General features: G+C 68.4%; 14 protein-coding genes and 1 pseudogene. 9 read left to right on the top strand and 6 right to left on the bottom strand.

Going from position 1 to position 22,741, the window contains the following annotated elements:
- The 5 genes and pseudogenes from NM1_RS08525 to NM1_RS44780 all read left to right on the top strand — a co-directional run.
- The coding region (locus NM1_RS08525) for an iron chelate uptake ABC transporter family permease subunit (protein ID WP_157123873.1) at positions 1 to 173 on the top strand (173 nt) is incomplete at its 5' end.
- Positions 174 to 237: 64 nt separating this feature from the next.
- The gene (locus tag NM1_RS08520; RefSeq protein WP_246010794.1) at positions 238 to 1,092 is read left to right on the top strand and encodes a thioesterase family protein; all 855 of its coding nucleotides are present in this window, start codon (positions 238 to 240) and stop codon (positions 1,090 to 1,092) included.
- Positions 1,093 to 1,729: 637 nt separating this feature from the next.
- Positions 1,730 to 2,611: a hypothetical protein gene (locus NM1_RS08515; RefSeq protein WP_068016179.1), complete on the top strand. Its 882-nt coding sequence runs from the start codon at positions 1,730 to 1,732 to the stop codon at positions 2,609 to 2,611.
- A 176-nt stretch (positions 2,612 to 2,787) separates the two neighbouring features.
- Positions 2,788 to 3,726, top strand: a complete 939-nt coding sequence (locus NM1_RS08510; protein ID WP_169814219.1) for a M14 family zinc carboxypeptidase — start codon at positions 2,788 to 2,790, stop codon at positions 3,724 to 3,726.
- Positions 3,727 to 3,780: 54 nt separating this feature from the next.
- Positions 3,781 to 4,536, top strand: a pseudogene (locus NM1_RS44780) (cutinase family protein); the annotation flags it as partial.
- A 1,096-nt stretch (positions 4,537 to 5,632) separates the two neighbouring features.
- On the opposite strand, the gene NM1_RS08500 reads toward NM1_RS44780, so the two are convergent.
- The 3 genes from NM1_RS08500 to NM1_RS08490 all read right to left on the bottom strand — a co-directional run bounded on the left by NM1_RS08500 (position 5,633) and on the right by NM1_RS08490 (position 10,172).
- Entirely contained in the window at positions 5,633 to 6,388 is a 756-nt protein-coding gene (locus tag NM1_RS08500) for a hypothetical protein (RefSeq protein WP_068016170.1), read from the bottom strand.
- Positions 6,389 to 6,474: 86 nt separating this feature from the next.
- The gene (locus NM1_RS08495) at positions 6,475 to 7,209 is read right to left on the bottom strand and encodes a hypothetical protein (protein ID WP_147288835.1); all 735 of its coding nucleotides are present in this window, start codon (positions 7,207 to 7,209) and stop codon (positions 6,475 to 6,477) included.
- A gap of 110 nt (positions 7,210 to 7,319) precedes the next feature.
- Entirely contained in the window at positions 7,320 to 10,172 is a 2,853-nt protein-coding gene (locus NM1_RS08490; RefSeq protein WP_373864031.1) for an FAD-binding and (Fe-S)-binding domain-containing protein, read from the bottom strand.
- 154 nt (positions 10,173 to 10,326) lie between these two features.
- On the opposite strand from NM1_RS08490, the gene NM1_RS08485 reads away from it, so the two are divergent.
- Entirely contained in the window at positions 10,327 to 10,692 is a 366-nt protein-coding gene (locus NM1_RS08485) for a VOC family protein (RefSeq protein ID WP_068016161.1), read from the top strand.
- 19 nt (positions 10,693 to 10,711) lie between these two features.
- Here the strand turns inward: NM1_RS08485 and NM1_RS08480 are convergent, their stop codons facing one another.
- Positions 10,712 to 12,310: a serine/threonine-protein kinase gene (locus NM1_RS08480; protein WP_068016158.1), complete on the bottom strand. Its 1,599-nt coding sequence runs from the start codon at positions 12,308 to 12,310 to the stop codon at positions 10,712 to 10,714.
- 110 nt (positions 12,311 to 12,420) lie between these two features.
- On the opposite strand from NM1_RS08480, the gene NM1_RS08475 reads away from it, so the two are divergent.
- From NM1_RS08475 to NM1_RS08465, 3 genes are all read left to right on the top strand, one after another.
- Positions 12,421 to 12,954 (top strand): hypothetical protein, encoded by a 534-nt coding sequence (locus tag NM1_RS08475; RefSeq protein ID WP_068016155.1) that lies wholly within the window; start codon positions 12,421 to 12,423, stop codon positions 12,952 to 12,954.
- Complete coding sequence (locus NM1_RS08470) at positions 12,917 to 18,247, top strand: tetratricopeptide repeat protein (RefSeq protein WP_068016152.1); 5,331 nt, start codon at positions 12,917 to 12,919, stop codon at positions 18,245 to 18,247. Before NM1_RS08475 ends, NM1_RS08470 begins: the two co-directional genes overlap by 38 nt.
- A 396-nt stretch (positions 18,248 to 18,643) precedes the next feature.
- Positions 18,644 to 19,621 (top strand): universal stress protein, encoded by a 978-nt coding sequence (locus tag NM1_RS08465; protein WP_068016149.1) that lies wholly within the window; start codon positions 18,644 to 18,646, stop codon positions 19,619 to 19,621.
- Between the two features lie 113 nt (positions 19,622 to 19,734).
- Here the strand turns inward: NM1_RS08465 and NM1_RS08460 are convergent, their stop codons facing one another.
- Complete coding sequence (locus NM1_RS08460; RefSeq protein WP_068016146.1) at positions 19,735 to 21,015, bottom strand: erythromycin esterase family protein; 1,281 nt, start codon at positions 21,013 to 21,015, stop codon at positions 19,735 to 19,737.
- A gap of 90 nt (positions 21,016 to 21,105) precedes the next feature.
- A complete protein-coding gene (locus NM1_RS08455; RefSeq protein ID WP_174556851.1) occupies positions 21,106 to 22,734 on the bottom strand; it encodes an ABC-F family ATP-binding cassette domain-containing protein in 1,629 nt (542 codons plus the stop codon).
- Between the last annotated feature and the right edge of the window lie 7 nt (positions 22,735 to 22,741).

Genomic DNA, 22,741 nt, shown 5'->3' with positions numbered 1-22,741 from the left:
GCACGGCCCGGCTCGTCCCGATCGCCGCGCTGCTGGGCGCCACCCTCGTCGTCGCCGCCGACGCCGTCGGCCGCGCGCTGCTCGCCCCGGTCGAAATTCCCGCGGGCATCGTCACCGCCCTGCTCGGCGCCCCCTACCTCGTAATTCTGCTGCGGCACACCGCAACCGACTGATCGAGGCCCACTGCCGGCCCGGCGATTCGACGCTCGAGCGGTAACGGACGGGTAGGTTGGCCCCGTGAGCCGAGCACGGGAGATAGACCGAACCGATCAGGCGCAGCCGGGCGGTCGCCCGGCGATCCAGCCCTATTTCCGATCGGTCGAATCGACCGACGACGGCTTCGAACGCTATTCGGCGACCGAATCGGCGGTGAGCGTATGGGCGCCCACCATGCAGCACGGCGCGCCACCGTCGGCGCTGCTGGCCCGCGCGATCGAACGATGCGATCCGCGCGACGGCGCCCGGGTGGCGCGGCTGACGACGGAGATCCTGGGCCCGATTCCGGTGGCCGAGATCGACGTCCGGGCCTGGATCGAACGTCCCGGCAGGCGCATCGAACTCGTCGCCGCCGAACTGGTGGCCCGGCAGGCCGACGGCACTCGCCGCACGGTCGCCAGCGCCCGCGCCTGGCGCATCACGACCTCGGACACGGCCGCGGTCGCCCAGTCCGCCGAGCCCCCGCTACCGCCAGTGCCCGAGGCAGGCGCGGACTCGGAGATACCGGCGGGCTGGGATGTCGGATACGCCAAGACGATCGACCTCCGAGTCATCGGCGGCGCCGGGCGGCGGGTGTGGGTGCGTCCGCGCACCGTGGTGGTCGACGACGAGCCGATGAGCCCGCTGGTACGCACGCTGTCCGTCGCGGATATCGCCAACGGCGTGGGGGCGCAACTCGATCCGGCGGAATGGTCCTTCCTCAATACCGACCTCACCGTCGACCTTTTCCGCCTCCCGGAAGGCGAATGGATCGGCCTGGACGCGCAAACATCCCTCGGCCCCGACGGAATCGGTCTCTGCTCCACCGTCCTGCACGACGAACGGGGCGCACTGGGCCGTGCACTGCAAACCCTGGAAGTGCGCGCCCGCACCTGACCGCTCTCGGCCTGTCAGCCCAGAAGCCCCAGGGTGATGACTTGGAGAAGGTTTTCCACCACGGCCAATGTGCCGTGGACTACATCGAAGAGACCACTCAACATTCGCTGCTCCCAGTTATGTTCCGCGGGCGGATTCGAATCTTTCAGACGAGCGTGAAATGATCGCGGCGACGGTAGCAAGATCCTGTGACACAAGGCAAATCACACGGTCGCAAACCAAATTGCACCCGCTGCAAGTACTGTGCGGCCGTCGATTCGAACGTGCCTCGAAACAAATAATATTCGAGACCAATCCGGAAAGCCGTTCTGCTTCGAAGTCGAAGTGACGCTCCATGTAGAGCGTGCTGCCGTACGCGGCGTCCATTGTCGACGGAATCCCGCCGTCGACCTCCTGATGAAGTCGCCTGTGCCGCCCGGCATTTCCGAAATATGAAGCACAGGCGTACGGGAAATGGTTGAACGACCGCACAAACCAAACGAACGAAAGGTAAATCGAAATGGGTCTGCTCTCCACTGTCATCGACGGAGTCTCCACCCTGCTGAGCGGCGGAGTCGTCGGTTTGGTCGGCGCACTGGCCGACGTCATCGGCTCGCTGCTCTGAGTCCGGTTCGACTACCAGAGATCTGGAGGAAAAGTGCACTTTTCACGATCCGTACTCGCCGTCGGCGCCGGTATCGCGGCGCTGTCGGCCTCGCTCGCGGTGGCGTCACCCGCGAATGCGGCCGCACCCGTCGATACCGCTGCCGTGCAGCAGGTTTCGGCGGCGAAGCAGCAGGGCCAGGTTCACCAGGGCCGGTTCCTCGCCCAGGTCATCAATGACGACAGCGCCGTCTCGGGGGCCGACACGGCTATCGCCGAGTCGGTGAAGCTCGGCGCGGAGCTGGTCGGCGAGGTCGCCGACGCGATCGCCGGTCACCAGGGCGCAGGCCTCGACGGCTATGTGCGCGACGAGAACTCGGGGAATTCGGGGAACTCGGGTAGCTCCGGAAGCTCCGGCGGACAGGGGGGCGACAGCAAGCGCGGTAAGTACACCCAGGAAGAAGACGGCGGCGAAGAAGAAGAGGGCGGCGGGGGCGACTCTGCCAACGACGTCTACCGCAACGACGACGTCAAGGGCCGCACTGATCGGCACCACCGTATCTTGCCCAACGACATCCAGAACGGCGACGACGCGTCCTACAACGATGTCCATCACGGCGACGACGCCTCCTACAACAACATTCAGGACGAGGAGAGCGACGAGGACAGCGAGAACGGCGACGCGTCCTACAACAACGACGTCCAGCAGAGCGACGACGTCAACGGAGACAGCGCCTACAGCGACGACGCCAACGGCGACAGCGCCTACAGCGACAGCGCCTACAGCGACGACGTCAACGGGGACGAGGTCTACAGCGACAACGCCAACGGCGACGACGTCCAGTACGACGGCGCTGCCAATGCCGACCAGTCGTCGAAGGACGTCTGCGGCTTCATCAGCTCCACCGGCCACAAGATGTTCTTCTCCTGCGGCTGACCTGATCGCCGCACGCTGAATCACCGCGGCGGCGGGCACGGCAGTCGTTTGTCGGACACCGTGCCCGCCGCCGTTTCTCGCCACCCCGTTCCGAAACGGTCCGAAAAGTGGAGTCGATGACCATGTCGTTCAGACGTTTCATCCGTTGCATGGCCTGCGTCCTGCCCTGCGCGGCAATGAGTTTGATCCCCGGAGAGAGCACGGCATCGGCCGACGCCTACGACAGCGCCTACCATTCCTACTCCGACACCGCGGCACGGCTGGTGTCCTACGTCGCCCGCGATCCCGGCCTGGTCCATCTCCGTTCCATCGGCCACAGCGTGCAGGGCCGCCCGCTTCCGGCACTGACGATCGGTGACGCTTCCGGCCCCGCGGCCCGGCTGCTGATCACCTGCGGTCAGCATGGCAGGGAATGGATTTCGATCGCGGTCTGCATGGGGGTGGCGGACCGGTTCATCGACGGATATTCCAGCGACCCCGCGCTCCGCAGGCTGATCGACAAGCATCCGATCGACATCGTCCCGATCGTCAATCCGGACGGCTACGAATACACCCGCACCGACGACCGGATGTGGCGCAAGAACCGTGCCGACGCCCGCGGCCCGCTCCCCTGGTGCAGCGGCGTCGATCTGAACCGCAACTACGACTACCGCTGGGACGGGGCCGGAGCCAGCGACGACCAGTGCGACGAGAACTACGCCGGTCCCGCGGCGTTCTCCGAACCCGAGACCCGCGCGGTCCGTGAGTTCGTCGAACCGCGAAAGTACGCCGCGGCCATAGACTTTCACTCCCACCACCAAACCGTCACCTACTCCGACGGTCCGCAGCCACCGTCCGCGCCGAGTCGACGCCGGTTGGCCGAGGCCGCCGACCGCGTCGGAGACGCGATGTCCGAACCCTATGGCACCCACTGGGAAACCGGCACGACGAGAGAGGTCCTCTACCGGGCGGAGGGCGACATGACGAGCTGGCTGTACGGCGTCCACGGAATCCTCGCCCTCACGGTCGAATTGCGCGATACCGGAAAGTACGGCTTCGAGCTCCCACCCGAGCAGATCCGGCCCTCCATCGAGGAGGCCTGCCACGGCACCGCCGCGCTACTAGCGGACCTGTAGGTCACCGCTCGTCAGCACAGCGAATCGGCCCGTAACCAGTCGAAGGTGGGGAAGATGGCCCGAATTCCGTTCTCCCGGAGAACCGTTCGCATGATCGGCGTGGCCACCGCCGCGCTGGGAACCGCGATGGCGCTCGGCTGGCAGAGCGCCGTGTCCTCCGCCGCACCCGCAACGGCGGACTCCGACTGCCCGGCCCTGTACGCCCTCGGCGTCCAGGGCACCGGGCAGTCCTCACCCGACGCGGCACCGACCGACGACACCGGCATGCTCTCGAACATCTTCGCCCCGATGCTCGCCGCCGAGCCCTACCGCACCGAACGCGCCTACGTGCCCTATGACGCCGGGTTCGGCGGCGCCGTACCCGGCGGAAACGTCAGCTACATGGAATCGGTCCTCGGCGGGCTGGAGCGGCTGCGGTCCATGGCGGAGTCCGTCGCCGACCGCTGCCCGCGCACCCGCCTCGCCCTTGCCGGGTATTCCCAAGGCGCACATATTGTTTCGATCTTCGCCCAGGAGATCGGTGCGGGACGGTCGCCGATCCCCGCCGATCGGGTCGCGGCGGTCGCGCTGATGGGTGATCCCACCCGGCTGCCCGACGCCCCGTTGTTTCCCGGTGTTCCGGACCAGATCTCGCCGGAGCCGCCGCCGGGAACGATCGCGGACGGTCTCGCCCATCTGATCGGAGAGCAGCCACAGACCACGGGGGGCGGCATCGGTCCCGTGCGCGACCTCGCCTCCGATTTCGGCGCGCTCACCGGGCGGGTGGCGTCGTTCTGTATTCCCGGCGACCTCACCTGCGATGCCCCCACCGCGTCGCCGGTCCTGCACATGCTCGTCAATATCGCCGGTCAGGCCCTGCTGCCACCCGACGATCCGATGGCCGCGCTGTCCTCGATCGCCGACGCGCTCGGCCGGACCGTCCGCGAGGCGGCGACCGACGTTGTGCAGCACGACATTCAGGGCCTCTCCCCCGGCACCCTGGCATGGAATCAGGGCAAGACGCTCAGCGAGCGGCTGGCCGAGGCATCCGACCCGCGCGCGCTGCTGGACCCGTACACCGGGCAGCCCTCGCTGATCATCGTCGCCACGATCGCGGTCAACGCCCTCACCAGCATTCTCGGCACCGTGCTCGGATACCGGGACGTCGGCGACATCATGGCCATGGCGGACCGTGATCCGCTCGGCGCACTCGCGCTCCTGGCGCGCAAGGTGTTCACGACCGTGCCGACCCGCACGCCCGCCCCGAAGGTCCGCCAGCTCGTCGGCCAGGCCTTCGACGCCCTCTCCCGCTTGATCACGGACAACACGGAACTCGCGTCCCCCGAGACCTGGGTCAAATATCGCGACACCGTGGTGCAGCACGGTGCCTACGCCGCCGCGGCGATCACCGCGGGCCGGACGCCGACCGGGTTCATCGCCGACTGGTTCATCGCACTCGCCCGCATCCGCCAGGCGCCGGTGGCGAAACTTCCTGTGCCTCCGGACCTCCGCGTCGTCGCACCGGCCCCGCCGCAGGCCCCGCCACCACCCGTGAGTCGGCCACCGCAAGAACCCGCCGCCCCGCGGCCGCTCGCCGATCCGCCGCCCACCACGGGAGCACCCGCGCGCACCGAGGCACCTGCCGTGCCACCCGAACCCGTTGCGGCCCTGGAGGAACGAACTCGCGTGAGCCGCAACCTCACCTGGATGCTGCTGCTGTCCGAGGGCGCATGCCTGCTCTACGGCGGCCGCCGCACCCTACTCCTCGACATCCCCACCACCGAGTACCTGCGCGCAGCGATCCACTACACCGCAAGAGGCACGGCACCCAACTCGGCCGGCATGCGGGTCTTCGACTCGACAACATCCGGTTGATCGACCTCGTACACCACGGACCCAGGATCATGACCGCGATACGGCGGAGGCGCTACGGCCTTCGTAGGCCGTCCAGGGCTCTGCGGGCTTGGTTTTCAGCGATTGTGCCGAGTTCGTCGCGGTTCAGCGGGGGTTCGCCCGCGGCGCGCAGGACGGCGACCTCCACTCGTACCGAGGCGTTGCTGTCCTGCGCGCCCACGATGTAGGTCATGGCGTTGCCGGTGTCCGTGGTCGATGTGTGCCAGTACGCCTGGCTTCCTATTCCTGTGACCTCGCCCGAGGCCCGCCCCGCTCTGGTGGTGGCCGTGTCGGTCTGCCGCCAGCGGTCGTAGGCGTGGGTTCCGGCGGCGCCGGTGATCTCGGCTTGGAGGCCGATGCCGGCTTCGTCGACGGTGGTGTCGCCGGCGACGGTCGACGGGCTGTTGAAGCGGATGGCGCAGTACAGGTTCCCGCCGTCGGAGGTGTTCGGCGGGGACTCCCGATGCACGGGAGCCTCCCTCGGCGTGGACGACCATCTGTGCAGCGGAGTCGGATCGACAAGGTCGCACGCGTTCGCGATCCCGCTCGTCGAATAGTTGCCCGGCGCCGGTGCCGGGCGGGAGGTCGTCGTGGTCGCGGCGGCGGGCGAGGTACCGAATGTGGCCGGGGCAGTGGCGGATTCACCGTCTCCGTTGCTGACGAGGACACCGATCACCACCCCCAGGCCCAGCACCACCACCGACCCGAGCACACCGGCGACGATCAGGCCCGTCCTGCCGCCGGTCGGCCGTGGAGACGGCGGCAGGTACCCGCCCTGGAAATCGGCCATACCTGCAAACCCCTCCGGTTCCGCGACGGGCTCCCCCGTCGACCTCCACTCCGATGCGATCGTATGCCGGTCACCGCCCGCCGTCGCTACTTCGCCCGCAGGCCCTCCAGGATCCTGCGGACCTGGGATCGGGCGATGAAATCGAGTTCGTCCCGCTGTACGACCGGGGAACCCTTCTCGCGAGTGAGGGAGATCTGCACTCGCACAGAGACATTGCCGTCCTGCACGCAGACGGCGTGCGCCATGTTCGCGACGAGATCCCCGGTGATCTCGGAGTACCAGTAGGCCTGGTTGCCGAGTCCGCGGATCTCGCCCGACGCCGACCCGGGTTCGGGAGTGAGGACGTCGGCGTGTTTCCAGTGATCGTAGAAGGGCGGCGCCGCGCCATCGGTGAACTGCGCCTCGGCCCGCATTCCGGCCTTGTTCATCGGAAACTCGCCGCCGGTCGCGCTGGTGTACCCGACATCGCATTTCAGGCCACCGCTCCCGTACACGGACGGACGCGATTCCTCATGCTCGGCAGGGCCTTTCGGCGTGGGCGACCATTTGGTCAGGGGCGTGGGGTCAACAAGGTCGCAGGCATTGGTGACCGCCTTCATCGAATACGCGTCCGCCTCCGGCCGGGCGGTACCAGCGCTACCGGAGGATTCGTCGTCGCGACCGCCGACCACGATGCCGATCACCACCCCCAGCCCCAGCAGCACCACCAGCCCGAGCACACCGGCGATAATCGGTCCCGTCCTGCGGCCGCCCGTCGACGGCGGCGGAAACTGCGGCCCGAACCCCGGCCGCTCACCAGGCCCGCGCTGGGAATCTGTCATCCCCGTAACCCCTTCTCCCCAACGGGCTCCCCCGCCGAACCGTCAACTCCGGTCCGATCGTATTCCCATCGCGTCCTCACACGCGCGGCAACTCACGCGACCACGCGCTCTCAGTCCCGCTCCCCGAGCTTTCCGGCGAGCAGTTCGGCCAGGTGGGCGCCGCGCAGGTGGGCCAGGTGTTCGATCTGGGTGCGGCAGGAGAAGCCGTCGGCGAGGATCACCGTGTCCGAAGCCGCGGCACGCAGCGCGGGCAGCAGCTGGGTTTCCGCGACGGCGACCGACACGTCGTAATGTCCCCGCTCGGCACCGAAATTGCCTGCCAGACCGCAACATCCGCCCACCGCGGTGACCTCCGCGCCCGCACGCTCCAGCAGCCGGCGATCGGTGTCCCAGCCGAGCACCGCATGGTGGTGACAATGCGGCTGGGCCAGCACCCGCACGCCGGACAGATCGGGAAGCCGGTAGTCCTCGTCGCCGGTCAGCAGCTCCGACAGCGTGCGCACCGCCGCCGAAACCGCTTGCGCCTGTTCGGTTCCCACCAACTCGACGAGGTCGGAACGAAGCACCGCGGTGCACGACGGCTCGATCCCCAGCACCGTCATCCCCTGCTCGACATAAGGATGCAGAGCGGCCACCGTCTGTTCCAGCCGCCGGCGCGCGCCGTCGAGCTGGCCGGTGGAAATCCACGTCAGCCCGCAGCAGACGCCGCGCTCCGGTACGTGCACGCGATAGCCCGCCGCACGCAGGACCTCCAGCAGCGCCGTCGCGACCGCCGGAGTGAAGCTGTCGGTGAAGGTGTCGACGAACAGCACGACGTCCTTGGTCCCGGTCCCCGTCTCCCGCTGCGCGGCACGCCACGCCTTGCGGTCGGCGGACGCACCGATCGCCGGGATATCGCGGCGCGCGTCGATGCCCGCCACCCAGGCGACCATCGGATGAGTAGCGCGAATCCTGCTGAGCCGGTTGGCAATGCGAGGCATGCGGCGCGCCAGACGCAACCACAGCGGCAACCGCCCCAGCGAATAGTGCGACCGCGGCCGGACCTTGCCCCGGTACCGCCGATGCAGCACCTCGGCCTTGTAGGTCGCCATATCCACACCGGTCGGGCAATCGGATTTACAGCCCTTGCAACTCAGGCAAAGATCAAGGGCCTCATGCACTTCCGGCGCGGACAGGCCCGCCGCACCGAGATGCCCGGTCACCGCGTCCTGCAGTACCCTCGCGCGCCCCCGCGTCGAATCCTTCTCCGCACCGGTGGCCTGGAACGACGGGCAGATCACCGTGGCCGACGGGTTGGGAGCGACGCACCGGCCCACACCGGTACACCGATGCACCGCCCCGAACAAGCCGTCGGCGTCGTGCGGGTAGCTGAACGCCAGCGGTTGCGGCACCGAAGGCGCCGGCACATAACGGATGTCGGCGGACGCGGGCAACGGGTCGACGATGATGCCCGGGTTCAGCAGATTCCCCGGATCGAAGTGATGCTTGACCCGCCCGAACAGCTCGAGCGCCGCGGGCGAATACATATGCGACAGCAGCGCACTGCGGGCACGGCCGTCGCCGTGCTCCCCCGACATCGAACCACCGTAGGTGCCAACCAGTTTCGCGGCCTCGTCGAGAAAATGCTCGAACCTGTCGCGACCCCGCGCGTCGTCGAGATCGAAATCGATCCGCACATGCACGCACCCGTCACCGAAATGCCCGTACGGCACCCCCGTCAGCCCGTACCCGGTCAGCAGCTCCTCGAACTGTGCCAGATACTCCGCCAGATGCTCCGGCGGCACCGCCGCATCCTCCCAGCCCGCATGTGCCGGACGACCACTCGGCGTCCGCGCCACCAGACCCGAGCCGTCCTCACGGATCTTCCACAACGCCGCGGCCTCCGCCGCCGACCCGACCAGCCGCCAGTCCAGCGCCCCGCTCGCCGAGGCGACCGCGGAGACCATAGCCTCCAGCTCGGCCCGGTTCTCCCCGGCGAACTCGACGAACAACCACCCTGCGCCCCGGGGCATCTCGGGCACCGCCCCCGGCCGCACCGCACGAACGACGTCGGTGATCCGGCTGTCGAGCCCCTCGCAGGCGATGGGAGAGAACGGAAGAATGGCGGGCACGGCCGCCGCGGCGGCGACCATGTTCTCGAAGCCGAGCACCCCCATCACGCGGTACGGCGGATCCGCGACCAGCGTGACGTCCGCCTCGAGCACGACGCCGAGGGTGCCCTCCGACCCGACGAACAGCTTCGTCACATCGAAGCCGTTCTCGGGCAGCAGCGGATCGAGCGCATAGCCGGAAACCTGACGCCCGAACCGCCCGAACTCGGACCTGATCGTGGCCAGCGATCCACCCACCATGGTCCGCAACGACTCCAGCACCGGCGCGGACGCGGCATCGGGACCGGCGAGACTGCCCAGCCGCAGATGCTCCCCCGCCACGGTGACCACATGCAGCCCGCGCACGTTATCGCTGGTCCGCCCGTACCCCAGCGCCCGCGACCCGCACGCGTTGTTGCCGATCATCCCGCCGATCGTGCACCGCGAATGCGACGAGGGATCCGGGCCGAACCGCAAGCCGTGCGGCGCGGCACGGCGCTGCAGGGTGGCGTGCGCGACACCGGGTTGCACACGCGCCGAACGACTTTCGGCATCCACAGCCAGCACCGAATCCAAATACCTGCTGTGATCGACCACGATCCCGGTCCCGATCGCATTACCCGCGATCGACGTCCCCGCCCCCCGACTCGTGATCGGCACCCCGTTCGCCGCACAGGCGGCCACCACCGCCTCGACATCCTCCCCCCGCCGCGGAAACACCACCGCCCCCGGCGACACCCGATAAACCGACGCGTCCGAGGAGTACAGCGACCGGGTCAGCGCACTGTCGTCGACCTCGATCCCGAGATCGCCCAGCGCGGCGACGACCCCGGCCACGGCATCAGCACTCGGGCGGGGGCGAGACACATCCACGGCAACTCCTCACGGTGTCGGTGCGAACCTCGATCAATCCTCCGGGCCCACCCCGACTGTATCGGTCGCCCCCAACCGCCGGCACCGGCATCGAACAGCCGAGAATCGGGTCCAAATAGTACGCTCGTCCTGCAAGAGTCTTCGAGGAGTTCACGTGATTCACCACGTCCAAATCGCCTGCCCGCCCGGCGCCGAGGATCGCATGCGAGCGTTCTACAGCGGGGTTCTCGGCTGGCCGGAACTTCCCAAACCACCCCTGCTTGCTGCCCGCGGCGGCTGTTGGTTCACCGTGCCGGGCGTGGGCGGGCCGGACGGTGAACTCCACATAGGAGTGGAAGATCCCTTCCGTCCTGCCCGGAAGGCCCACCCCGCCTTTGTTGTCGATATCGACACCGTCGAGGCGGCCGTCAGAGCCGCAGGGCACGAGATTCGCTGGGCCGATCCGGCCGAGATTCCCGGCCGCCGCCGCTTCCACACCGCCGACCCGGTTGGCAACCGCCTCGAGTTCCTCGCGGGCTGATGATCGTGGCCTATCACCCCTACAGCGGTACGTCGCTCCAGACGTCGACCAGCTGGTCGCGGGAGTCGGCGTCCATTTCGATGAGGACCACGTAGCGGCCGAACTTCGGTTCGGAGCTGAAGCCGCCCCAGAAGTACTTGGTACCGGGAGCGCCGAAGTCGCTGTCGGGGCTGCAGCGGTACGGGAGGAAGGAGGTGAATCCGCGGCGGGTGATCTTCCCCTCGTTCCAGTTCACGCCGGGCGGGCGCGAGCCGAGGTAGTCCACGGCCGCGGCGGCGTCGCCGAGGTCGTAGATCGATAGCGTGAAATCGGCTGCGGCACAGGTGATACCGCTCTTCTCGGGCCCTTGGCCGGGCCCGGTGGTCGTGCCCGTGCACCCCGCTCCGCGCCAGTCCGCGCGGTTGACCGGGTCGGTGAACACCTTGGGGAATGCCTGGATGATCGCCTGCTCGCCGTCGCTCCAGCCGCCCGGATGCCGTTTCTCGGCTGCGGGGGCGGACTTGCCGCCGGTCCCCGCGTCCGGCCCGGCGCTGTCGGCGACCGACTTGGTATCCGGGCTCCGCATCGCATAGGTCACCCCGGCACCGGCCACGACAACGGCTACGGCCGCCGCCACCGCGAGGGCAGCGCGCCTGCCGCGCCGTTCCGGCTTCATCGGTGCGATCTGCGGCTGCGCCGAGTATGGCGTAAGCGACTGCGCCGGATACGGCATCGGGTACCCCGGCCTCGGCGAGCCATCCGGGTACACAACGGTTTCCGACGACGGCGGCATCGCGGCGGGCCGCCCGGACAGCGCGACCCACACCGCCGCCGCGAATTCACCGCAGCTGCCGAAGCGCTGCCCTCGATCCTTGGCCATGCCCCGCGCGAGAACTGCATCCAGACCGATCGGCAGATCCGGCCGCAGCGGGCTCAGCGGCGGCACCGGGGCGGAAAGATGCTGCGCCACCACCTGTCCCGGATTGTCCGCCGGGAACGGCGCCCGCCCGGTCAGCAGCGAGAACAGCGTGCAGGCCAGCGAATACTGGTCCGCCCGGTGGTCCAGCTGCTCCCCGGAGAGCTGTTCGGGCGCCGCGAATGCCAGTGTCGCGGTGAACGTTCCGGTCGCGGTGATCTTGGTGGCCGCATCCAGCCGGGCGATCCCGAAGTCGGTGAGGACGGCGCGCTCCGCCCGGCCCGCGTCGGCCGCGGCCAGCAGGATGTTCGCCGGTTTGATGTCGCGATGCAGCACCCCGTGCGCGTGCGCGTAGTCCAGCGCGGACGCGGTATCGGCGATGATCCGGGCCGCCCGATCCCCGCTCAGCTGCCGCGGATCCAGCCGCCCCGTGTCACCGCCCTGGATGTACTGCATGGCGACCCACAGGCAGCCGTCGTGCGTACCGCGGTCGTAGATACCGACGATGTTCGGATGTTCCAGTCGCGCAACGACACCGGCTTCCCGTTCGAACCGCTTGCGCAGCTCCGGGTCACCGGACACCGTGCGGTTCAACACCTTCAGCGCGACCGACCTCGGCAGCCGCGGATGCCGAGCCAGGTAGACCGTCCCCATGCCGCCCTGTCCGAGGACCCCGTCGACGATGTAGTCCGCGAACGTCGCACCGATTTCGGGATGAACCACGATCTCCCTCGTACTGCAGCGGAATTGAACCCCGACAGCATAGCGAGAGGATCCAGCGACCCCGGAAGTATCTGCATCCGCGGGTTTTTCGATCGGCTAGCATCGAAGGGATGGATGCACTGTCGCTTGCCGCGCTCGGTTCGGTCGCACTGACCGAGGGAATCAAGTTTCTCTACGACCAGGCGGGCGAGCTTCTCAAGTGGCGTCGTGAGCGGACAGAATCCGCAGGTGGCGAGGACACACCGCCCGTCGTCGCCCAGCCGGAGCAACTGCCCGCTCCGGATTCGGCGCAGGTCGAGCGGTTCGAAACCGAAATGCGTGGACTGCGAACCGATCTGCACGAGTACGTCTCCGGCGTCGATCCGATCGATCCGTCGGACGAGCACCTCCTCCGCCTGGCCGACGCACTGCGCCGGGTCCTCGAATCGGTCTACGGGATCCCGGTGTCGTTCACCGGTGAGTCGTCCGCGGCCCCCGTCGTGCGGGGAAGCATCGATGCCGATCAGGTTGCCGGATACGTGGCCGCGGTCCGTGCCGATCGAGCGGAGGGCAGCATCGAAGGTCACACGCGAGTGCACGAAGTGACCGCGGGAGGGGAAGCCATTGGTGTGGATCTCGGAGGAGACCGCGGACGGGGCCGCTGACCGCCGGACACATCCTTTCGCGGAGCTGATCCGGGACCAGATGGGTCCCGACTTCGTCGTACGAGAATGGTTGCAGGACAAAGTCGACGCGGCGACCGAAGCCCACGGTTATGTACTCGTCACCGGCGAACCGGGCGCGGGTAAGACCAGTCTGCTGGCGGGCATGGCACACCGGCGCCCCGATCTGCTCTGCTATTTCGTCCGCCGTGACAGCCGCGACGCGTTGGTCGGCGGGGATATCCAATCGTTCCTCCTGTCGGTCGGTCATCAGCTCGCCCGGCGGCGGCCCGAGCTGTTTCGCCCTGATCGGCTCGCGATCGTCGTCCGGCAGCACATCGATAAGGTCGCGCAGGGCGGTCGGGCGGTCGGTATCAGGATCGACGACCTGACCACGTCCCCGTTCCATCGCACGGCGGTCCTCGAGCTCGAACAGCGAGTCGCCGAGGTGTCGGGCACCGCGACAGCGATCGAGATCGGATACGCGGGCCTCGAACCTCGGCTGCTGGAACCGGACAATCTGGCGCATCTGGCTCTCCTAGGTCCGGCCGAGTCGCTGCTGGCGGAGGACCCCTCGGCGCGAATCGTCATTCTGCTCGACGCACTCGACGAGTTGACCGGTGAGCACGGGATTTCGAGCCTGCTGCGCTGGCTGGCGGACGGCGCCGAGTTGCCCGCGAACGTGCGCATCGTGATTACCTCGCGACCGCATCCGCAACTGGAAATGCTGCGGTCCGCCCGTGCGGGCCGACTCGCCGAAATAGCGATCGATCCGGATGCCGGACCCGTGCTCGAAGACCTGAGTACCTATGCGCGGCTGACCCTCGGAGCCGAACCCGTTGCGGAAGCCGCCCGTTCGGCGGGCCTGTTCCTGGATCAGTTCCAGCGCGACGTCGTACGAATGGCGGCGGGGAACTTTCTGTACCTTGCGACCTACGCACGGGCGCTGCACGATGCGGTTGCCGAAGGAACCGCAGCAGACGCGGAATTGTTTGCCCTGGACCGGATTCCCTCCGGACTGGAGGGCTTGTACACCTACTTCGTCGACCGAATACAGGCCGCGATATCCCAATTGGGCATGCTCGACGTGGCGGACCCGCTCGGCCCCGGCGATACCCTGACGCCCGCGTGGGAAGGTGTGGGGCAGCCGATCCTCGGAGTCCTCGCCGTCGCCGAGGAGGCGCTGACCGTCGATGAACTCGTTCGGCTCGCCGGGATTCGCGTGTGGCCCCGCTCCGTTCGCAATGTTCTTGCCAGACTGCGCTGGTTGCTCGACCAGCGTGGCGACCGGATCACCTTTTATCACGCGTCGATCGGTGAATTTCTCACCGGCGAGTCACTGCGGCTGGCACGGCCGGATCGGGCGGTGGACGCGCGAGAATGGCACGAGCGGATCGTCCGGCATTACCGTGGCGCCGCCGCATCCTGGGAAGACCTCGAGTGGGAAACCGTCGACCGCTACGGCCTCGCCCACCTGGGGCGCCATCTGCTCGACAGTCGGGAAGTCGTCGCCGACGAGGCAACGGATCTGGTCGGCCCGGGTTTGCGCCGGGCTTGTCGCACAATGTTCGGAAGTGATCGCCGCTTTCTCGTATTGATCGACCTGATCGTCACCCGACTGCTCGAGAATCCCTCGCCGGCAACGCATCTGCCGAAAATCGTGCATCTCGGCGTGGCACGCCGCCAACTGCTGCGGTCGGGACACAGCATCAGCCCGGCCGTAGTCGGATTGATGGCCAGGATGGGGCGTACCGCCGAGGCGGTGGAGCATGTGGCCGCGTTGGCGCCGTCCCTCCACCAGTTCGAGGCGATGCGGGAGATCGTGCGGCACGCACCGGTCGACTCCGTGACCGCCGACCTGCGGGACATGCTGGTGGAATGCGCGCTGACCGTCCCCGACGAGGAGATCCTGCCGCAGCGCGCGGGCAGGTATCCGCCGATGGAGTATCCGGTGCGCTCGGCCGCCCTCGACATCGCCGCGCACGATCTGGCGCGTGCGCTGCGTCTGTGGGAGCGGGTGCCGGAAGAGGAGGCGTCCTTTTCGGGCCGTGATGATTCCGCGGATCCGGTGTATCGCGTCGCGGCGGCAGCGAGCGATATCCCACAGGCACGATCGCTCATCGAGTCCATCCGCTTCGGCCGGGCCCGCGATTACCTGGATCTCGCCGACCGGTCGTCGGCTGAGCAAATTCCGGACCTGCTGCGGGCGGCCGAGCAGACATTGGCCGACACCACACCCGACGATCGGCTGCGCTGCCACGCTCGGCTCGCGCGGGCCTGGGCGACGGTGCCGGAGCCCGACCGGGCCGCAGCTCACCTGGAACGCCTCCGCGCCCACGAAGTCGACGATCCGGTGGCATCGGCACGCGGTCTGACCGATGCCGCAATGGAATTGGTGGAGTACGAGCCGGAAACGGCCCGGGCTCTGCTGGTCCGGCTGTCGAATATCGATATCGATGGCCGCAACGCCCCCGACATGGTGCGCGCCGCACGACTATGGGTGTTACTCGGGTCTCCGGATACAGCTGTGGAACTGCTGGGCCGCTGGTCCCAGTGGGACTTCCGCGGGGCGGTGTCCGCGCTGGCCGAAATCGATCGATCGGCAGCATTCCGAATGATCACCGATAAGCGCAGGAAGATCGAACCGGACCGACCGGAAGTGGGGTTCATCGATCGACGACACGAGGACAGCGTCCTCAGCCAATTGGCTGAGGCACTAGCCGGATTGGACGTGCTGCAGGCGGAGGAAGTCGCCAAGGAGGTTACCAATACCACCTGGTCACCGCTTTCCAGCGACCGGTACACCGAACTCGCATCGGTCGGCCACCGCTGTCTCGATGCCGACGATCCGGAGCGGGCGAGGGCGCTGCTCGACGAATGCCTCAGGTTCGCCGAGCGGGCCCCTGCACTCGTCGATCCCGCGCCGATCGGACCCTTCCGTAAGAGCCGCGCCACCACGCCGAACAGGATGGACGAGATCAACGGCGTGATGTTCGTGGCGGACTGGGCCGGAGAATGGCGGCGGCGGCTCGAGACGCGTTTCTTCTACCGCCCGGAGGATTGGATCCGCGCCGCGACGCCGTGGGCCGGGGCGGTGGCGAGTCCGCACAGTTGGGCGCGTACGGTCCGCATTCTCACCGAATGGGTCGCTCCGCATGATCTGCCCCGCGCGGTCCGGTCCGTCGAGGCGATCGTGGACGGTCCGGAGCGGACAGTGGGCTATGCCGGTCTGTTTCGGAACGCGGCCGGCCTCCGCGAGGACGCGTCCGCCCATCGGCTCTGGACTCGGTTCACTGCCGCTCTCGCCGAAATGGATTGCTACGAGTGGACTTACGAGGCAGCGGCTGAAGACCTCGATCCGACTCCACTGGCCTATCTGCGCCCGGACCACTACGCACGGTTCGAGGCCGCGGTACAGCTCGTGCCCAACAAATTCGACTTCGGTCACCAACTACTGCGGCCGACCCCAGCCCTGCACGAAGCGGCCGTACTGACGTTCTGTCACTTCGGATCCCTCCACTGCCTGCAGAGTGCCATCACAGGGCAGCCGCCGGATCGAATGCTCGAAGGGCTGCATGTGTCGGCGCTGGCCGAGCGTCCGGATCCCGAGCAGCCCAGGGGTCCGCTCTACGACATCACCTATGCGATGGCAGCCGTCTGCGAGAGCATGATCGATGGTCGCACGGGGCGTCGATGGACCTCCCGCCCGCCACAGCAGATCGAAGACCCGCTCTACGCTGCCCTCGCAGATCTGAGGCTGTCTTCCGACCGCCGGTCCGCTCGCCGAGCCTTCGCCGACAGCATGCGGTCACTGATGACTCCGAACCGACTGCCCGCCGTAGCCGGCCTGCTCGCCCACCTCGTGGAGATGCCCGGCGCCGAACGGCTCCTGATCCGTGATTTGAGCACGGAAGTGGTCGCACGGGCCGGAGATCAGTTGCCGGGCAACCGGATCGCCGCCTTGCTTCCGTTCGCGGAATCGGAGCGGCTTGCCGATCTCGCCGAGCCGGTCGAGTTGTCGACGCTAGCCCTCCGGTCCAAGGTCTACTCGGGCCTGCGGGGTCCTTGCGTGGATGCGCTCGCACGACTCTTCCCGGTACTGCTCGCACGAGCGCCCGCCGTGGCATTGCGGCAGCTCTACGATGCTCTTCCCGACGACTGGGCACTCGCGATGGCGCAGCTCGAGTCCGGAGCCAGACCGCTTGTCGACATTCTCGGCCCCGACGCCGTCGCTGTTCTGCATGCCGCGATCCAGCGCGGCGAATCGGTTGTTCGTGGCGCTGGTCAGCCACTCTCGCTGGTGGACGGCGTGGACTTCACCGCTGTGCAAACCCAGGCCACGTTCATCCAACCCGGGGCTTCGGGGCCGAATGCTGAGGATTCCGACCAGGAATCGAATGCCTCCCGGACGAGCCGGACCGACAGCGACGCCGAAGCGGCATACCTGCTGGCCCGGACGGCGCACGAGAACGGCGACCTGGCTGAAGCCGAGCATTGGTACCACGAAGCCGCGACGGCCGGAGACATTCGGGCCTCGAACAACCTGGCCGTGCTGTTGCACGAGCGCGGCGACCGAAGCGGCGCCGAGCACTGGTATCGCCGAGCCGCCGCAGCGGGCGACGATCACGCGATGTACAACCTCGGGCGGCTGCTCGACCAGAACTCGGAACGCGCCGAAGCCGAACGCTGGTTTCAGGCGGCCGCCGAGGCCGGACACATCCCCGCTATGAACAACTTCGGAAGGATTCTGGAAATCCGCGGCGATCTCACCGGCGCCGAAACGTGGTACGACAGGGGTGCTACCGCTGGGGATCCCACAGCCATGAACAATCTGGCGTGGATGCGTGCCGGCCGCGGTGACCTCGAGGCGGCCGAACGGTGGTACACCAGGGCGGCAGACTGCGGCGACACCGTCGCGATGAGCAATCTGGTGCGCATATGCACCGACCGCGGTGATCTCGAAGCGGCCGAACGATGGGCCCGCCGAGCCGCCGCGACAGGCGAGCCCGCCGCCATGACCAACCTGGCGACAGTCCTTACACTGCGCGGCGACTCCGACGGAGCCGAAGAGTGGAACGTCAAGGCGGCCGACGCCGGCGACGCCGGCGCGATGAGCAATCTGGCGCGCAGCTGTCTGCACCGCGGCGACCTCGACGCAGCCGAACAATGGTGCGAAAAAGCAGTGGCAGCGGGCGACACCGAAGCGGCGGATGCCCTCTTGTGGCTGCGGCAGTTCCGCGCCGGCCGATCACACCGGCCCCGACGACGTTCTTGGCGCCGCCGGTCTCGCGAGTGAGGCGACGGCGACGATTCGCGTCGGAGGGATGCGAGGCGTCCGCGCGGGTGTTGTTCTCTGCGTTGGCTACATCGGGCGACGTGCGGATCGATGGAACCAGGGCCGTGGCGTAAATCACGATCTTGGGGGGCTTTAATGCATGGCGGGAGGTTTGCCGCGAGGTTAGCGTGGGTACCGCGAGCGCAAACCTAGATCATCGCCTCCGCTGCACGCAGGGGCATGCGGTCGACGCCAGGCAGGTCGAAACACTCGATTCGGCATGCCGATTCGTCAAACCATCGGATATGCGCGAGCTGCCCAACATCATGCGGTGCGCCGACGGCTTCCCCGGCGGCGTCCTCGCATGGCCCGAAGTAGCACCGTTCGAAGATCGATCCGAAGCGAGGTGGAGTAGTGATGGACCGGCACAACGATCGCCCGATCGTCGTCGGAGTCGACGACAGCCCGTCCGCGATACCCGCCGCGCGCTGGGCCGCGGACCTCGCCGCGCGCGAGCAGGTTTCGCTCCTGCTGGTCAGCACCATTCCGGCCCCCGACTATCCGGTGGCGGCCGGAGGCCGGGCGGAACGAGATCTGCTGCGGACGTTTTCGTCGGTGGCACGGCGGCGGGCCGAGCGGGTAGCCGATATCGTCCAGCGCGATCAGCCGAGCCTGCCGATCCGACAGCTGCCGAGGGTCGGCGACCCGGTCCGCGAACTCGTCGCCACCAGTGCCGATGCCCGCATGGTCGTGGTGGCCGGTCCGGACACCCGTCGACTGCCGACCCTGTTGACCGGATCGATCGCCGAGCGTGTCGCCGAAAAGTCGCACTGCCCCGTCGCCGTGTGGCACGGCCGCCTCGACGATCCCCTGTCGGACCGGCGCCCGGTGCTGGTGGATCTCGGCGCCTCGGCCGGTACGGGCCCGATCGGCAACGCCTTCGAACTGGCCGAACTGCTCGACGTCGACGTGATCGCCATGCGCAGCGCGACACCCCCTCGGCGGGAATCCGCGCGCCTGTCACCGCAGCAGCGCAACGCGGTCCGCACCGAGCAACTCGTCGCGGGATGGCAGCGGCAGTATCCGAATGTGCGCGTCACGAACGTCATCGAGCCGGATACGTCGGCCCGGACGCGGGCCGCACGGGCCGGCAACGCGCAGATGGTGGTGTCGGGAGACCGCGGCGGCAACCGTCTGAGCGGCATGCTGTCACGGTCGGTGAGCCAGAACCTGATGTATCGCGCCCCGTGCCCGATGATCGTCTGCGACAGTCACGAGCTGATCCAGCCACCGAGCGTCCGCCGGGTCGGCGAATCAGCCAGGGACAGTGGCAGATCGGCGAAGCGAGCGCGCCGCACCGACGCCGAGCTGACGACGACGGGCCCGATCGGCTGATCCCCGCGACCGTGGACGGTGGCGAGAGACCGTGAGTGACTCCAGCGCCACGGCACAACCCCTGGATGCGCTAGCTCCGTGCCCTTTCGGGATGCCGGAGGGTGCGAGAGTGCTCACGGCCGCCGGACGTCGTTCGCCACCGTGGAGGTCGCGGTGCTGAGCATGGCGTCGAACGCGTCGAGGACGGGGACGTGCAGGTAGGCGCTCTGTAGCCGGGTTCGGTCGGGACCACCGGTGACCTCGCGGGGTGCACCGCGAAGGTCGACGAGACCGGGGGCGACGTCGGCATCGGTGCATGCGGCCTCGATACTTCCCGGCTCGGGTGGCCGCAGTGGCGTCGGTTCGACGGTGAAGCCGAAGGTCGCGTTTTCGTCCGGCACCATATCCGCGGTGTGTCCCGCGGTGGCGGTGAGGCCGAGGGCGAAGTAGTCGTCGCCCAGGGCGCGGCGCAGGTAGTGCCCCATGGGGAAGCCGGTCAGATGCCCGTCGAAGGAGACCGGCTCCTTCTGGATGTGCGCATTGTGGGCGGCCAGCACGATCCGAGTGCCGGGTTCGGAGCGTTGCAGGCGCCACAGGATCGAGTCGGCCATATAGCTGTCGCGGGCGGAAGTGTCTGCGGCGAGACCGGTTCCGGCGAAGAGGTCCGCCATGGCGCGGAAGCCGTAGTCGGCGGCACCGGCGGCCTCGAGGTGACGGCGGGCGATGTCGTAGGCGCGCCGATCACTACGCGACACGTACAGCGATTCGACGGCGCGGAAGCGAATGAGCAAGCGCGCCAGTATCGCGCTGAGCGCGTCCTGATCGGCGGCCGGGAGGCGGGTCCACCCCGGCGCGGCCGACGCCGCGGAGGCACCGGCGAACGAGGCGGCGATCCCCATCGCCGTCTCGACCGCCGGCAGCGTCTCCGGATCGACCTCGCGCAGGTATTCGGCGACCGGGGTCAGCGCGGGGAGCAGGGAACCGCCGGCGGCCGGAATGTCGATACCGGCGAAGCGCACCGGCGTCGCGGCCGTGGCGTTGTGTCGGCGGATCCAGCGCAGCGGCTCATCGACTCCCACCGGGATCGTCCCGGCCAGGTGGGCCGTCAGCTCGTCCTCGGTGCCCGCGCCCTGCGCCCAGGCGTCGAGGGAGAAGCCCTCGCTGAAGCCGTATTCGAAGGCCAGGACGGTGAAGCCGCAGCGTTCGACCAGGAAGCGCAGGATGCGGCCGCGCATCTGCTGGAACTCGGTGATGAAGTGGGAGCTCTCGCCGATCGCGACGACTCGGGCGTCGCCGATGATCTCGCGCAGGGGCTCCAGGTCGTTGAGCGGTGCGCCGGGGTCGAGGTGGGTCAGCGATACGGCATGACTGCGGAGCCAGTCGGTGAGCGGGTCGGGAGGGGGTGATTCAGGCATACGGTCACTCGATTCTGGGATGGTACCGACGGGCGACGGGGCCGACGGTGTCGTGATAGAAGGCTGTTCAGGCATGCGAAATCTGTTCTGTCAGTGCGTGATCGACGGTTGCAATCGAAATCGGGCCGAGACCGGTACACCCAGGTCGAGCCGGGCGCCACGCCAGCGGTCTCGGAGCCGCCGATCGTGACTGACCACGACCAGAGCACCCCGATAAGCGGCCAGGGCGGTCTCCAACTCCTCGACGAGTCCGGGCGAGAGGTGGTTGGTGGGTTCGTCCAGGAGCAGCAGCTCCGACGGCGTACTGACCAGCCGCGCCAGTTCGAGCCGCTGCCGCTGTCCGGTGGACAGATCCTCCACCCGGGTGCCGAGCTGCGCGCGCGTGAACAGCCCCAGCGACATCAGGCGTTCGATGCCATCGCCGGGACGGCCTCGGGCGAAGGCGGCCGCCAGCGTCTGCCCGGGTACCGCGGGGCGCGGTTCCTGGGCGAGGTAGCCGACCCGGCCGCGCCGCGAAAGCGTGCCGCCGTCGGGCGCGAGCTCGCCCGCCACCACCCGCAGCAGCGTGGACTTGCCCGCACCGTTCGGGCCGGTGATCAGCAACCGCTCCCCCGCAGCCACCCGCACACTCGTGGGCGCGAGCCTGCCCTCGACCGCGATACCGGTGGCCTCGAGGATGACGCCGTGCACACGCCCCGCGGCGGGAACCGTGTTGAAGTGCAACGGTTTCGGTGGTGGTGGCACCGGATCGGCCAGCAGCCGCCGCAATCGTTCCTCGGCATTGCGGACCCGGCCCGCCAGCGACTGCTGCACGCGGCCGCCGGCCCGGTCGTAGGCCATCTTGTTGTTGTCCTTCATCGCACGACCCGGTGCGACTCGCCGGGCCGTGGTCGCGATGGTCTCCCGCAACCGGTCGGTCTCCTCCTGCCAGCGCAGATGGGCCTGGGCCCAGTTCTCCCGCGCGGCCCGGCGTTCGGCGAGGAAGCCACGGTATCCGTTGCCGTGCCGCACCACGCACCGCCGATCCGAGTCCACCTCCAGCAGGGTCGTCGCGACCCGGTCGAGAAAGGTGCGGTCGTGGGAGACCGCGACCGTCGTGCCGCGACGGGTCCGCAGATGATCCTCCAGCCAGGTCAGCGCGTCATCATCGAGGTGATTGGTCGGCTCGTCCAGCAGCAGCACCTCGGGCGCCGCGGCGAGCAGCGCGGCCAGCCGCAGGCGGACCTGCTCGCCGCCGGACAGCCCGCCGACCGCACGCCCGCGCGGAACCACGCCCAGCCCGAGGCCGTGCAGGGCCCGCTCCACCCGCGCGTCGGCATCGTACCCGCCGCGCAGTTCGAAAACCGTTGCCAGCTCGGCATATTCGTCCAGGCCGGACTCGTCGCCGGTGGACATCTCCTGTTCCAGACGACGCATCCGGGCTTCGATCCGGCGCAGCTCGTGCAGCGACCGGTCGATGACCTGCTGGACGCTCAGGTGCGCGGGCAGCCGCTCGTCCTGAGCGAGATACCCGACGCCACCCTCGGCCTGCACGACGATCTCGCCCTCGTCGGGCCGCTCGCGTCCGGCGAACAGGCGCAGCAGCGTGCTCTTGCCGGACCCGTTCTCGCCGATGATCCCGGTGCGCTCACCCGCGCCGAGCGAACAGGTGACCGCGTCGAGAACCGCCCGGCCGTCGAAGGACTTGCTGACCGCGAGCGCGGTGATCTGAGTGGGCACGAACAAC

Source organism: Nocardia mexicana NBRC 108244, from assembly GCF_001613165.1.
GTDB lineage: Bacteria > Actinomycetota > Actinomycetes > Mycobacteriales > Mycobacteriaceae > Nocardia > Nocardia mexicana.
The sequence above is the reverse complement of the archived record's forward strand: the minus strand, read 5'-3'. Positions and strand labels throughout refer to the sequence as shown.

Coding starts and splice junctions, on each gene's coding strand:
- NM1_RS08510 (WP_169814219.1), top strand. CDS start 2,788: ATGAGTTTGATCCCCGGAGAGAGCACGGCATCGGCCGACGCCTACGAC.
- NM1_RS08465 (WP_068016149.1), top strand. CDS start 18,644: ATGGACCGGCACAACGATCGCCCGATCGTCGTCGGAGTCGACGACAGC.
- NM1_RS08495 (WP_147288835.1), bottom strand. CDS start 7,209: ATGACAGATTCCCAGCGCGGGCCTGGTGAGCGGCCGGGGTTCGGGCCG.
- NM1_RS08500 (WP_068016170.1), bottom strand. CDS start 6,388: ATGGCCGATTTCCAGGGCGGGTACCTGCCGCCGTCTCCACGGCCGACC.
- NM1_RS08460 (WP_068016146.1), bottom strand. CDS start 21,015: ATGCCTGAATCACCCCCTCCCGACCCGCTCACCGACTGGCTCCGCAGT.
- NM1_RS08475 (WP_068016155.1), top strand. CDS start 12,421: ATGGATGCACTGTCGCTTGCCGCGCTCGGTTCGGTCGCACTGACCGAG.